Genomic DNA, 13172 nt, shown 5'->3' with positions numbered 1-13172 from the left:
GCTGGAATGCTCTTCTTGCAGCTTGCAGCTTGCAGCTTGCAGCTTGCAGCTTGCTAGCTCGCTAGCTCCGCATGCTCATCGGCATCCAGCAGGGCCTTGTCGGTCTGCTGCATCACCTGGCTGGTAATCGCACCGGCCGTGATCGAACCACTCACGTTCAGCGCCGTACGGCCCATGTCGATCAGCGGCTCGACCGAAATCAGCAACGCCACCAGCGAAACCGGCAAGCCCATGGCCGGCAGCACGATCAGCGCAGCGAAGGTCGCACCGCCACCCACGCCCGCCACACCGGCCGAACTCAAGGTCACGATCGCCACCAGCGTCGCGATCCACAGCGGATCCAGCGGGTTGATGCCGACGGTTGGCGCAACCATCACCGCCAACATTGCCGGGTACAGACCGGCGCAACCGTTCTGACCGATGGTCGCACCGAACGAAGCGGCGAAGCTTGCCACCGATTGCGGAATGCCCAGACGACGGGTCTGCGCTTCGATGCTCAGCGGGATGCTCGCCGCACTGGAGCGGCTGGTGAACGCGAAGGTCAGCACCGGCCAGATCTTGCGGAAGAAACGCAGCGGATTGATCCCGGCGGCCGATACCAGCAAGCCATGCACCACGAACATCAGGCCCAGGCCGAGGTACGACACCACCACGAAACTGCCGAGCTTGATGATGTCCTGCAGGTTGGAACCGGCGACCACTTTGGTCATCAGCGCCAGCACGCCGTACGGGGTCAGCTTCATCACCAGACGCACCAGACGCATCACCCAGGCTTGCAGGGTGTCGATGGCGTTGATCACTTTCTGACCTTTCTCGACGTCATCCTTGAGCAGTTGCAGCGCGGCAACCCCCAGGAACGCGGCGAAGATCACCACGCTGATGATCGAGGTCGGTTTGGCCCGCGCCAGGTCGGCGAACGGGTTCTGCGGGATGAACGACAACAGCAGTTGCGGCACATTCAGGTCGGCGACCTTGCCGGCGTAGTCGGTCTGAATGGTTTGCAGACGGGCCATTTCCTGAGTGCCGGCGACCAGGCCTTCGGCGGTCAGGCCGAACAGGTTGGTCAGGCCGATGCCGATCACCGCCGCAATCGCGGTGGTGAACAGCAGCGTGCCGATGGTCAGGAAGCTGATCTTGCCCAGCGAAGACGCGTTGTGCAGACGGGCCACGGCGCTGAGGATCGAGGCGAATACCAGCGGGATCACGATCATTTGCAGCAGTTGCACGTAACCGTTGCCGACCAGATCGAACCAGCCGATCGAGGCTTTCAGTACCGGGTTGCCGGCATCGTAAATCGTGTGCAGCGCGACACCGAATGCCACGCCCAGCACCAGCGCGAGCAGGACTTTTTTCGCCAGGCTCCACGAAGTGTGGCGGGTTTGCGCCAGGCCGAAGAGCAGGGCGAGGAACACCAGCAGGTTGAGAATCAGGGGCAGATTCATGAGGACTCCAGAAAAGACTGTGCCAACAGCCTTCCGGGGCTGCTGCGAACCGGCAAGCCTAACAGTTTGATTTGCAATGATTTAATACCGAAATCAGAGGTCGTCCGTCGTTTTTGGAATAAGCGGGTGTCGCTCTCGGGGATGCAGCTGGCGCGAAACGGACGTGGACGGTCGCTGACAGACGAGGACTGTCACACATATTTGTTAGCGTCGATTTCTTTGACCCAGGGAGAAAGCGCCAATGAAGTTCACACCGAAATTTCTGGCTGTCGCACTGACTGTGGGGATGGGCCTGGCCACTCAGGCATTCGCCACCGACCTGAAACACTGGCCGGCGGATCAGGCCAAGGCATTGGACGCGATGATCGCTGCCAACGCCAACAAGGGTAACTACGCGGTGTTCGACATGGACAACACCAGTTACCGCTACGACCTCGAAGAGTCGTTGCTGCCGTTCATGGAAAACAAGGGCCTGATCACCCGCGACAAGCTCGACCCTTCCCTGAAACTGATGCCGTTCAAGGACACCGCCGACCACAAGGAAAGCCTGTTCAGCTATTACTACCGCCTCTGCGAAGTCGACGACATGGTCTGCTATCCATGGGTGGCTCAGGTGTTTTCCGGCTTCACCCTCAAGGAACTCAAGGGCTACGTCGATGAGCTGATGGCCTCGGGCAAACCGGTGCCGGCGACCTATTACGAAGGTGACGTGGTCAAGAATCTGGATGTGAATCCGCCGAAGATCTTCACTGGCCAGAAAGAGCTGTACAACAAGCTGATGGAGAACGGCATCGAGGTCTACGTGATGACCGCCGCCTCCGAAGAACTGGTGCGGATGGTCGCGGCCGATCCGAAGTATGGCTACAACGTCAAACCGCAGAATGTGATCGGCGTGACCACGTTGCTGAAGAACCGCGAGACCGGCGAGCTGACCACCGCGCGCAAGCAGATCACCGCCGGCAAGTATGACGAGAAAGCCAACCTCGGCCTCGAACTGACCCCATACCTGTGGACCCCGGCGACCTGGATGGCCGGCAAGCACGCGGCGATCCTGACCTACATCGACGAATGGAAAAAACCGGTACTGGTGGGTGGCGACACCCCGACCAGCGACGGCTACATGCTGTTCCACGATGTGGACGTGGCCAAGGGCGGCATTCACCTGTGGGTCAACCGCAAGGACAAATACATGACCCAGATTCAGGGCATGATGGCCAAGCATGCGGCGGCCCAGGCGAAAGAAGGTTTGCCGGTGACGGCGGACAAGAACTGGGTGATCGTCAAACCTGAAGAAATCCAGTAATTGCTACGGTGATCGCTCTCGAGCAGAGCGCGATGATCGTTCCCACGCTCCGCGTGGGAATGCAGCCCGTGACGCTCCGCGTCACTGGACGCAGAGCGTCCCTTGAGGCATTCCCACGCGGGAGCGTGGGAACGATCAAACGATCAAACTGAAGGCAAAAAAATGCCCCGCACTTGGCGGGGCATTTTTGTTTCTGCGATTTGACGCTTACAGCCCGTCGAGCATCGCCTTGTTGCGCACCGCACCCTTGTCGGCGCTGGTCGCCAGCAGGGCGTAGGCCTTGAGGGCAGTGGTCACTTTGCGTGGACGCTGTTCGACCGGTTTCCAGCCTTTCTTGTCCTGCTCGACCCGGCGGGCTGCCAGTTCTTCGTCGCTGATCAACAGGTTGATCGAGCGGTTCGGAATGTCGATCAGCACCTTGTCGCCGTCCTGTACCAGACCGATCGCGCCGCCGGCCGCAGCTTCTGGCGAAGCGTGGCCGATGGACAGACCGGAAGTGCCGCCGGAGAAACGGCCGTCGGTCAGCAGGGCGCAGGCTTTGCCCAGGCCTTTGGATTTCAGGTACGAGGTCGGGTAGAGCATTTCCTGCATGCCCGGGCCGCCTTTCGGGCCTTCGTAGCGAATGATGACGATGTCGCCTTCCTTCACTTCGTCGGCGAGGATGCCACGTACCGCGCTGTCCTGGCTTTCGAAGATCTTCGCGTTGCCTTCAAAGACGTGAATCGACTCGTCGACGCCGGCGGTTTTCACCACGCAGCCGTCCAGGGCGATATTGCCGTACAGCACGGCCAGGCCACCTTCTTTCGAATAGGCGTGTTCGAAGCTGCGGATGCAGCCGTTTTCACGGTCGTCGTCCAGGGTTTCCCAGCGGGTCGACTGGCTGAACGCGGTTTGCGTCGGAATGCCCGCCGGGCCTGCCTTGAAGAAATGGTGCACGGCTTCATCGTCGGTCTGGGTGATGTCCCACTTGGCGATGGCTTCTTCCATGCTGCGGCTGTGCACGGTCGGCAGGTCGGTGTGCAGCAGGCCGCCACGGGCCAGCGAACCGAGGATGCTGAAGATGCCGCCGGCGCGGTGCACGTCTTCCATGTGGTACTTCTGGATGTTCGGCGCGACCTTGCACAATTGCGGCACCTTGCGCGACAGACGATCGATGTCACGCAGGTCGAAGTCGATCTCGGCTTCCTGGGCAGCGGCCAGCAAGTGCAGGATGGTGTTGGTCGATCCGCCCATGGCGATGTCGAGCATCATTGCGTTCTCGAACGCCTTGAAGTTGGCGATGTTGCGCGGCAGTACCGACTCGTCGTTCTCGCCGTAGTAGCGTTTGCACAGCTCGACGATGGTGCGGCCGGCCTGCAGGAACAGCTGTTCGCGGTCGCTGTGGGTGGCCAGGGTCGAACCGTTGCCCGGCAGTGCGAGGCCCAGGGCTTCGGTCAGGCAGTTCATCGAGTTGGCGGTGAACATGCCGGAGCACGAACCGCAGGTCGGGCAGGCGCTGCGCTCGTACTCGGCAACCTTCTCGTCAGAAGCGCTGGAGTCGGCGGCAATGACCATGGCGTCGACGAGGTCGAGACCGTGGCTGGCCAGTTTGGTCTTGCCGGCTTCCATCGGGCCGCCGGAGACGAAGATCACAGGGATGTTCAGGCGCAGAGCGGCCATCAGCATGCCCGGGGTGATCTTGTCGCAGTTCGAGATGCAGACGATGGCGTCGGCGCAGTGGGCGTTGACCATGTACTCGACGGAGTCGGCGATGATCTCGCGGCTCGGCAGCGAATAGAGCATGCCGTCGTGGCCCATGGCGATGCCGTCGTCCACGGCGATGGTGTTGAATTCTTTGGCAACGCCGCCAGCGCGTTCGATCTCGCGGGCAACCAGTTGGCCCAGGTCCTTCAGGTGCACATGGCCCGGTACGAACTGGGTGAAGGAGTTGGCAATGGCGATGATCGGCTTCTTGAAGTCGTCATCTTTCATCCCGGTGGCGCGCCACAGTGCGCGGGCGCCGGCCATGTTGCGGCCGTGGGTGGATGTTTTCGAGCGGTAATCTGGCATGGAGCACTCCGGGCGGCTAATCAGGTATCAAAGGGGAGTGAGCTTCTATTGACGTCTGGAACACTCAGAAATGGCCGTGTGTCCTGATGTTGCCGATGACGTTGCGGGATCGCCGCTGGTCTCAGCCTGAGCTCATAAACCCGCCGGGGATGAATGGCGATGAATCTCGCGATTCTACACCGCTGGCGTCAGGAGGGAATGGCGCAAAACGTTGTTCCAGTGCTGACGAAGCGTGCGGGATGACGACCGGCAGGGTTAATCGCTGTCCGGTTGCCCCACAAGATCGCTGCGCCGACTGATCCGCGCGTTCAACGCCAGTGCCACCCCGCTGAGTATCACGAAGCTGTAGCCCAGCGTGGATTGCAGATTGGTCGGGCTCAGGCTGATCAAGGCACTGATCAAGCCACCGCAGATGAAAATGATCGTGCTGCCGGCCGAGGCCGAGGTGCCGGCGTTTTCCGGAAACAGACTCATGGCCCGGGACGTGGCCGCCGGTCGGGCAATGGTGGTGCCGGCGGTACAGATCAGCATCGGGATCAGCACGGTCGCCGGAGCCAGTGCAAAGTTCGACGACAGGTACAGCAGGGTCACGCCGGCGAACAGGATCAGGCTCAGGCCGACGACCATCTGCTGGCCGCTGTTGATGCGCCTGCTCAGCACACTGGCGAGGATACCCCCGGTGACGTAAGCCGCACCGTAGATCAGCAGGATCAACGAAAACTCGTAAGCGGACAGTTGCAGCCGATCCATGAAGATCAGCGGCGAGATCACGATGAATGAAAAGTGGCAGGCGAACGCAAATGCCGAAATCAGCCAGTAGCCGACGAAGTCGAAATCTCCCAGAACCTGTCGATAGGCCGAGAGGAAGTTCGTCCGGGTGCCACTGTCGGTCGGTCGGGTGTTCTCCAGAAACAGCCAGGCCTTGAGCAGCACTGCGGCTGATAATGCGATGAACACCCAGAAACTGCCGCGCCAGCCCAATGTCGCCTGAAGAAAGGTGCCTGCCAGCGGCGAAACCGAGATGAAAATCCCGCCGGCGGTGACCATTAAAATCCGTAGGCGGTCACGTTCTTCGCCTTCGAACAGGTCCTGCACCAGCGCCTGTGACAGCACGAAGCAACCGCACCCCAGCGCCTGCACCACCCGAAAAATCAGAAACAGCGAATAGTCCGAGGTCATCACGCACCCGAGGGCGCCGAATATGGAAACGCTCATGCCGGCGAGCAGCAAACCCTTGCGGCCGATCACATCCGACAGCGGCCCGATCAGCAACTGGGCGAAGGCTATTCCGACGGCGAACAGGCTGATCGAGAGGGCGATGTCCGCCGGGGTGCGGCGAAAGTGCTCCGCCAGTGCCGGAAATGAAGGCAGCAGGACATCCAGTGGAAAGACGCCGAGCAACACCATTGCCAGCAAAAGACTGACAGCCCCGCGCCGCTGTCGTCGGGTCACCACAGATTGTCCGTCATCCATCGATCAGTCCTGCCCTGGCAAATAGTGTCTGGTTTTGAGGTTCGGCGAAAAAACCGGCTTTTTTCAGTGCGCTCAATGTGGCGAGGCTGCCAGCTCGCGCTCGTTGCCGACTGGCCTGGGTCGTTGTCATCGTGCCGAGAATGTCTCTCACCGTGGTGTTTGCAATGCCCGCGCCACCGAGGCTTTCCTGCAGCCAGTGCTCATCCACTTCGAAGAAGATTTGCAGAATGTCGAGCAAGGTCGTCGCGGCAAACGTTCGCTGTCGCGGATTCAAGTGCAGCCAGAGGTAGTGGAACACTTCGGTGAAATAGCGGCTGTGGCGCGCTTCATCGGTGAGGTGATCGCGCAACATGTCGTTGACGCCGGACACCAGACTGTCGCGGCAGACATCCAGCAGTTCACGGGCAATGATGGTTTCCGAGACGAAACCCAGAAGAAAGCACGCCAGTGGCCGTTGCTCCTGACTGGTGCGAGCTATCAGCAGGTTCATCCGGGTGATCCGTCTGGGCATCACCGGGCGCCCGGTGATGGCGTAGAGGCTGGCGATCTGCTCGGCCACCTGACTGGAAAACAGGGCGTGGTAGCCCTCGTCGGTGTAGAGCTGGAGCGCGGCGGTTTTCATCGGCGCCGGTACCGCGACGGGCAGCTCGCCGTGGACGATGGTTTCGACGGCGCGATTGACGATCCGGTGTTCGAGCAGCGTGGTGTAGTCGAGAAAATGCACCAGATGTCGAGCCGTAAGTCGATGCAGCATCGAACGGCCCGCCGCTTCGATGGCTGGATGGGCCAGATACGGCAGGAACGCCGGCGGAAACCAGTGCCGGGTCTCCAGTTGTTCCTGCACGTTGTCCGGCAAGCGGTAATCGTGAGGACTGGTGCGAACCGAGGCGCGGCTGTTCCAGTCGCTCAGGGTGAACTGAAAGACCGGCTCCGGGGCGAGGGCGTTCATGGCTGTGCCTCACGCAACAGGTCGCGCATTTCCTCACACATCGCCTGGCCGTCGCTTTCCCCGCAACCGACAAAGAACAAGGGTTGTTCCGCACTGTTCTCGAGCTTCAGCAACGCTTCGACCTGCTCATCGGAAAACGCGCCTGTGAGCCAGGTGTTCATGCCGAGCGCTGTCGCCACCAGTTGAAACGTCTGCGAAAGGTGCCCGGCTTCGACGAACGCCATTCGATAGGCGCGCGAATGCGGGTATTTCCACCAGAGCCGGTCGAAGCGGGCGGTGATGAACAGGCCCAATGGCAGGTTGTTGATGAAGTGCTGGCCCCCCAGCAGATTGCCAAATTCGCTGTCGGGCAAGGGACTGATAAAGCTCAAGGCGTGTTCGGCAGGGTGGTAGGCATACGCGCCAGGCGCCAAAGCGTCGACGTTCTGCACCAGCACGAACCCGGCGCAGGCATTGAGGCCGCCTCCGGAAGGGCTGCTGCGTCGTGCGCTCAGTCCATCGGCAATGCTGTCGTCGCGGTCGGCTTCGCGTTCTCGCAGGTAACCGAGTGACAGGTAAAGCAAGGTGCCGACATCGTCCAGCGAAACGGCGGCACCGGTGAAGGAGCGGCAGGTTTTTCGCCGGGTCAGTGAGTTCAACAGGCTGTCGTCATTCAGTGCCAGCGGTTCGGGCAGTGCGATAAGTGCGTTCGGACCGGTATCCACAGGGGCATCGGCCGGCGGTGGAATGGTAAGCACTGTGTTGCAGTGTTCCAGGTACTGCCGAGACCATTCCTGAATATTTCGGGGAGTGTGTTCGCAGGGGATATCCCGGGTCCCGATATGGTAGATCCTGGACAGTTCATCCCAGCCCCAGGCAGGCGCCGGGATTTTATAAGAAGTCAGTATTCCTGCATTTAAAAGCTGCGTATCTATTATGTTGTTGTTGTCGTATAAGTCAGGGTTGTGAACAAGTTGCGCCAGTCGGGAAGCGTACTCAAGATCAAGTTCATGTTGAGCATGGTCTTTGTAATTCCAGACTATCTGGCCGGGCGTTCGGGGCAATATGAATAAATAAGGGTTTATATGCATGTTGGATCGCGCTGCTCTGGACAGGTAAATTCTCAGAGGCGCTGGGTAGCCGGCTATACCCAGCGCCAACCTTACTTAACGAGCTTTAGGTGCGACCAGAAAAGCCAGGTTTGCGAGGGTGCGGGATTCCAGAGTAATTGCTTTCATGATTGAACTCCTTGTTCATTTTGCTTCGTGGTTAGTTGGTGCCACCTTCGTGGTGACGACTTAATAATAGTTTGTAATGGATTAATCGCAAGCAAATATTAAGTAGGAATAATCCAGTAATTCTGTCGGAGTGATCTTTGGTATAGGGGTGAGTGTGTAAGTTAAATTCCGTAAATAAAATATTTAAGGAAATTTCCTGCGCGTCGGTAGGACGATAAATGTAGGAAAGTTCAGGACAAAAAGAAGGGGGGCCCCGTGGGCCCCCCTTCCGATAGCGTCAAAGCCTTGCGTCTGTCAGCTGTTCGGCAGCAGGCGGCAGGTGATGCTCTTGATGTAGCGGGTTTCCGGGATGGCCGGGTGTACCGGGTGATCCGGGCCCTGACCGCCACGCTCCAGCAGCTGAATGTTGCGGTCCAGGTGACGGGCGCTGGTCAGCAGGATGTTCTGCAGGTCGTCTTCCGGCAGGTGCATCGAGCACGAAGCGCTGAACAGGATGCCGTCCTTGTTGAGCAGGCGCATGGCTTGCTCGTTCAGGCGACGGTAGGCGCCTTCACCGTTTTTCAGGTCTTTCTTGCGCTTGATGAACGCAGGCGGGTCGGCAACGATCACGTCGAAGCGCTCTTCGCTGGCCTTGAGTTCCTTGAGGGCTTCGAAGACGTCGCCTTCGATGCAGGTCATCTTGTCGGCGAAACCGTTCAGCGCAGCATTGCGCTCAACACCATCGAGGGCGAAGCCCGAAGCGTCGACGCAGAACACTTCGCTGGCGCCGAACGCAGCGGCCTGCACACCCCAGCCACCGATGTAGCTGTACAGGTCCAGCACGCGTTTGCCTTTGGCGTAAGGGGCCAGGCGCGCGCGGTTCATGCGGTGATCGTAGAACCAGCCGGTTTTCTGACCTTGAACCACTGGCGCTTCGAATTTCACGCCGTTCTCTTCCAGAGCCACCCACTCCGGCACCACGCCGAATACGGTTTCGGTGTAACGCTCGAGGCCTTCGGCATCGCGGGCGGCGGAGTCGTTCTTGAACAGGATGCCGCTTGGCTTGAGCACTTGGGTCAGCGCCGCGATCACGTCATCTTTATGGGCTTCCATGGTCGCGGAGGCGAGTTGCACCACGAGGATGTCGCCGAAACGGTCGACCACCAGACCCGGCAGCAGATCGGAATCGCCGTAGACCAGACGATAGAACGGCTTGTCGAACAGGCGCTCGCGCAGCGACAGGGCCACGTTCAGGCGATGCACCAGCAGCGACTTGTCCAGCGCCAGCTTGATGTCGCGCGACAGCAGGCGCGCGCAGATCAGGTTGTTCGGGCTCATGGCAACGATGCCCAGCGGCTTGCCGCCGGCGGCTTCGAGGATCGCCTGGTCGCCGGCCTTGAAGCCGTGCAACGGGGTCGCGGCCACGTCGATTTCGTTGCTGTAGATCCACAGGTGACCGGCGCGCAGGCGACGGTCGGCGTTGGCTTTGAGGCGCAAGCTAGGCAGGGACATGACGTCGCTCCGGAAAAAAGAGCGGGAGTATACCGTGTTGCACCTGATGCCGGGTCTGGCGTGCGATGAAACGCGGCAGACCCCGTCACGAGCAGGCCCGCCCCGCGTCTGTGGGCCTGAGCCCTATGCCGACAGCGCGTCGATCAGTGCGCCGCTGAACGCCGGAATATCGTCCGGTTGGCGGCTGCTGATCAGGTTGCCGTCCTTGACCACCTCCTGATCGACCCAGTTTGCCCCCGCGTTGACCAGATCGTCCTTGACCGTCTTGTAGCTGGTCATGGTCTTGCCATTGACCAGTCCTGCCGAAATCAACAGCCAGCTGCCATGGCAGATCACCGCGATCGGTTTGCCGGCGGAGGTGCCGGTCTTGACCAGGTGCTGGGCGTCCTGGTCGATGCGGATGGTGTCAGAGTTCTGCACACCGCCGGGAAGCACCACTGCGTCGTATTGTTCGATGCTTGCGCCCCGGAACGTCTGGTCGACCTTGAAGTCGTCCGCCGGTCTGTCATGGTTCCAGCCTTTGACCTTGCCGGCTTCGGCAGAAAGGATGTCGACCTGCGCGCCAGCCTGCTCCAGTGCCTGTTTCGGGCCGGTCAGCTCGACCTGCTCGAATCCATCGGTTACCAGAAAAGCGACGCGCTTGCCGCTGAGAGAAGTGGCCATCGATAAGCTCCTGAGTCTGTTGGAATTACTGCCCGAGACAGATGGAGAACTGCTCCGGGCACTACAGATTCCGAAGCCTGGTGGAAAGTGAAAGTTCCTGCGAATTGCCCACTGGTGTGTCGTGCGTCGGTTTTTAGAGGTTAGAATCGCCGCCTGTCCCAGAGTGTGTACTTATGTCCCAAGAGCTGACCACCGAACAGATTCAACAGTCCCTGCAGGGCATCAGTGTGCCCGCGCAGCCGCAGATCATGGTGGATCTGCAAATGGAGCAGTACATGCCCGACCCGGATCTGGAGACGATCGCCAAGCTGATCTCCCAGGATCCCGGACTGTCCGGCTCGCTGCTGAAAATCGTCAATTCGCCGTATTACGGCCTGAGCAACAAGATCACTTCGATCAAGCGCGCGGTTAACCTGCTGGGCAGCCGTTCGATCATCAATTTGATCAACGCGATGTCGATCAAGGGCGAGATGAACGACGACACCATCGTCACTCTCAACCGATTCTGGGATACCGCCCAGGACGTGGCCATGACCTGCCTGACCCTGGCCAAACGCGTCGGCACCGAGGCGAGCGACGAGGCTTATGCCTTGGGCCTGTTCCATGACTGCGGCGTGCCGCTGATGCTTCAGCGTTTCCCGGACTACATGACGACGCTCGAAACGGCTTACGCCAACGCGGGTGCCGAGCGCCGGGTCGTGGACACCGAGAACGATGTCTACAACACCAACCACTCGGTGGTCGGTTATTACACCGCCAAGTCCTGGCGCTTGCCGGAGCATGTCAGCGCGGCCATCGCCAACCACCACAATGCCCTGGCGATCTTCAGCGACGAAACTTCGCGCAACAGTCAGATGAAAAACCTGCTGGCGATCCTGAAAATGGCCGAGCACATCTGCGCGTCGTATCGGGTTTTGGGTAACCAGACCGAAGACTTCGAATGGCAGGCGGTCGGGCCGCTGGTGCTGGAGTACATCGGCCTCTCGGATTACGACTTTGAAACGTTGAAGCAGACCATCCGCGAACTTGGCGCGCACTGATTTAAAAAGACCCTTGATTCGAGACACTCATGCCTGAATTGCCGGAAGTCGAAACCACCCGCCGCGGTATTGCCCCGCACCTGGAAGGCCAGCGTGTCAGCCGGGTGATCGTGCGTGACCGGCGTTTGCGCTGGCCGATTCCCGAAGACCTTGATGTGCGGCTGTCCGGGCAGCGCATCGTGCTGGTCGAGCGGCGCGCCAAGTATCTGTTGATCAACGCCGAAGTCGGCACGCTGATCAGCCACTTGGGCATGTCGGGAAACCTGCGGCTGGTTGAGGTCGGGATGCCGGCGGCCAAGCATGAGCATGTCGATATCGAACTGGAGTCGGGCCTGGCCCTGCGCTACACCGATCCGCGGCGTTTCGGGGCGATGCTCTGGAGCACCGACCCGCTCAATCACGAATTGCTGATCCGTCTGGGTCCGGAGCCGTTGACCGATCTGTTCGATGGCGAGCGGTTGTATCAGCTGTCACGCGGGCGGTCGATGGCGGTCAAGCCGTTCATCATGGACAACGCCGTGGTGGTGGGGGTCGGCAATATCTACGCGACCGAAGCGCTGTTCGCCGCCGGCATCGATCCGCGCCGCGAAGCCAAGGGCATTTCCCGGGCGCGTTACCTGAAGCTGGCGATCGAGATCAAACGCATCCTCGCTGCCGCCATCGAGCGCGGCGGCACCACGTTGCGCGATTTCATTGGTGGCGATGGGCAGCCGGGGTATTTCCAGCAGGAACTGTTTGTCTACGGTCGCGGTGGCGAGCACTGCAAGGTCTGTGGCACGGGCCTGCGGGAAATGAAGCTCGGCCAGCGCGCCAGCGTCTGGTGTCCGCGCTGCCAGAGCTGAGCAGGGCGTCCGAAAAAGTCCTACGGTCTATAGTGAGATGTCTCACTGTTCAGCCCGAAGGATCGTGCCATGAAGTCCTTGCAAACCCTCATCGCCGCACTGCTGCTGTGCTTCAGTCTGACCGTTCAGGCCACCGAAGGCGGCAGCGGTGATCCGCGTTACGCCATCCAGAATCCACCGGCCTACGCCATGCTCGGCGATCTGCTGATTGCCCGACCATTGCTGGTGGTGGCGACGGTGATCGGCGCCGGGGCATTTGTCGTGTCGTTGCCGTTCACCGCGCTGGGTGGCGGGATTGGCGATGCGGGAGAGGCGCTGGTGGTGGCGCCGGCGAAAGCGGCGTTCGTGCGTTGCCTGGGCTGCACAGGGGAGGGGTTCGAGCAGCGTGAATGACGCGATCGCAGCCGGGAGCTGCGATCGGATTCAGTGGCTCAAGCCTTGCCGGTGATCTTGCGGTACTTCTCCATCAACTGTTCTTCAGTCTCCGGATGGGCTTCGTCCAGTGGAATGCAATCCACCGGGCAGACCTGCTGGCACTGCGGCTCGTCGTAGTGGCCGACGCACTGGGTGCACAGGTTCGGGTCGATCACGTAGATCTCTTCGCCTTGGGAGATGGCGGCGTTCGGGCACTCGGGTTCGCAGACGTCGCAGTTGATGCAATCGTCGGTGATGATCAGGGACATGCTAACTCCAGCCGGGGCGG

General features: G+C 60.4%; 12 protein-coding genes. 4 read left to right on the top strand and 8 right to left on the bottom strand.

Going from position 1 to position 13172, the window contains the following annotated elements:
• Positions 1 to 53: 53 nt before the first annotated feature.
• Positions 54 to 1442, bottom strand: a complete 1389-nt coding sequence (locus tag AC07Y2_RS02905) for an L-cystine transporter (protein WP_103385329.1) — start codon at positions 1440 to 1442, stop codon at positions 54 to 56.
• A 241-nt stretch (positions 1443 to 1683) separates the two neighbouring features.
• On the opposite strand from AC07Y2_RS02905, the gene AC07Y2_RS02900 reads away from it, so the two are divergent.
• Positions 1684 to 2745: an HAD family hydrolase gene (locus AC07Y2_RS02900; RefSeq protein WP_011336406.1), complete on the top strand. Its 1062-nt coding sequence runs from the start codon at positions 1684 to 1686 to the stop codon at positions 2743 to 2745.
• Between the two features lie 207 nt (positions 2746 to 2952).
• Here the strand turns inward: AC07Y2_RS02900 and ilvD are convergent, their stop codons facing one another.
• The 6 genes from ilvD to AC07Y2_RS02870 form a co-directional block, all read right to left on the bottom strand.
• Positions 2953 to 4794, bottom strand: a complete 1842-nt coding sequence (ilvD, locus tag AC07Y2_RS02895; protein WP_011336405.1) for a dihydroxy-acid dehydratase — start codon at positions 4792 to 4794, stop codon at positions 2953 to 2955.
• Between the two features lie 255 nt (positions 4795 to 5049).
• A complete protein-coding gene (locus AC07Y2_RS02890; RefSeq protein ID WP_103385330.1) occupies positions 5050 to 6267 on the bottom strand; it encodes a multidrug effflux MFS transporter in 1218 nt (405 codons plus the stop codon).
• Complete coding sequence (locus tag AC07Y2_RS02885; protein WP_039767905.1) at positions 6260 to 7216, bottom strand: diiron oxygenase; 957 nt, start codon at positions 7214 to 7216, stop codon at positions 6260 to 6262. The genes AC07Y2_RS02890 and AC07Y2_RS02885 overlap by 8 nt, the downstream gene beginning before the upstream one ends.
• Entirely contained in the window at positions 7213 to 8286 is a 1074-nt protein-coding gene (locus AC07Y2_RS02880; protein WP_103385331.1) for a SagB family peptide dehydrogenase, read from the bottom strand. Before AC07Y2_RS02880 ends, AC07Y2_RS02885 begins: the two co-directional genes overlap by 4 nt.
• A gap of 441 nt (positions 8287 to 8727) precedes the next feature.
• Positions 8728 to 9924: a class I SAM-dependent rRNA methyltransferase gene (locus AC07Y2_RS02875; protein WP_074690133.1), complete on the bottom strand. Its 1197-nt coding sequence runs from the start codon at positions 9922 to 9924 to the stop codon at positions 8728 to 8730.
• Between the two features lie 123 nt (positions 9925 to 10047).
• Positions 10048 to 10587, bottom strand: coding sequence for a type 1 glutamine amidotransferase domain-containing protein (locus tag AC07Y2_RS02870; protein ID WP_103385332.1), 540 nt, complete (start codon positions 10585 to 10587; stop codon positions 10048 to 10050).
• A 227-nt stretch (positions 10588 to 10814) separates the two neighbouring features.
• On the opposite strand from AC07Y2_RS02870, the gene AC07Y2_RS02865 reads away from it, so the two are divergent.
• From AC07Y2_RS02865 to AC07Y2_RS02855, 3 genes are all read left to right on the top strand, one after another.
• Positions 10815 to 11627: an HDOD domain-containing protein gene (locus AC07Y2_RS02865; RefSeq protein ID WP_163976907.1), complete on the top strand. Its 813-nt coding sequence runs from the start codon at positions 10815 to 10817 to the stop codon at positions 11625 to 11627.
• A 29-nt stretch (positions 11628 to 11656) separates the two neighbouring features.
• Positions 11657 to 12469, top strand: coding sequence for a bifunctional DNA-formamidopyrimidine glycosylase/DNA-(apurinic or apyrimidinic site) lyase (gene mutM / locus AC07Y2_RS02860; RefSeq protein ID WP_007953423.1), 813 nt, complete (start codon positions 11657 to 11659; stop codon positions 12467 to 12469).
• Positions 12470 to 12538: 69 nt separating this feature from the next.
• Entirely contained in the window at positions 12539 to 12862 is a 324-nt protein-coding gene (locus AC07Y2_RS02855; RefSeq protein ID WP_074690137.1) for a multidrug transporter, read from the top strand.
• 38 nt (positions 12863 to 12900) lie between these two features.
• Here AC07Y2_RS02855 and AC07Y2_RS02850 read toward each other — a convergent pair whose 3' ends face one another.
• Positions 12901 to 13152: a YfhL family 4Fe-4S dicluster ferredoxin gene (locus AC07Y2_RS02850; RefSeq protein WP_003195146.1), complete on the bottom strand. Its 252-nt coding sequence runs from the start codon at positions 13150 to 13152 to the stop codon at positions 12901 to 12903.
• Between the last annotated feature and the right edge of the window lie 20 nt (positions 13153 to 13172).

The organism is Pseudomonas sp. GW456-12-1-14-TSB6 (assembly GCF_059424205.1).
Note: the sequence above shows the minus strand (reverse complement) of the source record. Positions and strands in the feature narration are given on the sequence as shown.

Coding starts and splice junctions, on each gene's coding strand:
- AC07Y2_RS02905 (WP_103385329.1), bottom strand. CDS start 1,442: ATGAATCTGCCCCTGATTCTCAACCTGCTGGTGTTCCTCGCCCTGCTC.
- AC07Y2_RS02900 (WP_011336406.1), top strand. CDS start 1,684: ATGAAGTTCACACCGAAATTTCTGGCTGTCGCACTGACTGTGGGGATG.
- ilvD (WP_011336405.1), bottom strand. CDS start 4,794: ATGCCAGATTACCGCTCGAAAACATCCACCCACGGCCGCAACATGGCC.
- AC07Y2_RS02890 (WP_103385330.1), bottom strand. CDS start 6,267: ATGGATGACGGACAATCTGTGGTGACCCGACGACAGCGGCGCGGGGCT.
- AC07Y2_RS02885 (WP_039767905.1), bottom strand. CDS start 7,216: ATGAACGCCCTCGCCCCGGAGCCGGTCTTTCAGTTCACCCTGAGCGAC.
- AC07Y2_RS02880 (WP_103385331.1), bottom strand. CDS start 8,286: ATGCATATAAACCCTTATTTATTCATATTGCCCCGAACGCCCGGCCAG.
- AC07Y2_RS02875 (WP_074690133.1), bottom strand. CDS start 9,924: ATGTCCCTGCCTAGCTTGCGCCTCAAAGCCAACGCCGACCGTCGCCTG.
- AC07Y2_RS02870 (WP_103385332.1), bottom strand. CDS start 10,587: ATGGCCACTTCTCTCAGCGGCAAGCGCGTCGCTTTTCTGGTAACCGAT.
- mutM (WP_007953423.1), top strand. CDS start 11,657: ATGCCTGAATTGCCGGAAGTCGAAACCACCCGCCGCGGTATTGCCCCG.
- AC07Y2_RS02855 (WP_074690137.1), top strand. CDS start 12,539: ATGAAGTCCTTGCAAACCCTCATCGCCGCACTGCTGCTGTGCTTCAGT.
- AC07Y2_RS02850 (WP_003195146.1), bottom strand. CDS start 13,152: ATGTCCCTGATCATCACCGACGATTGCATCAACTGCGACGTCTGCGAA.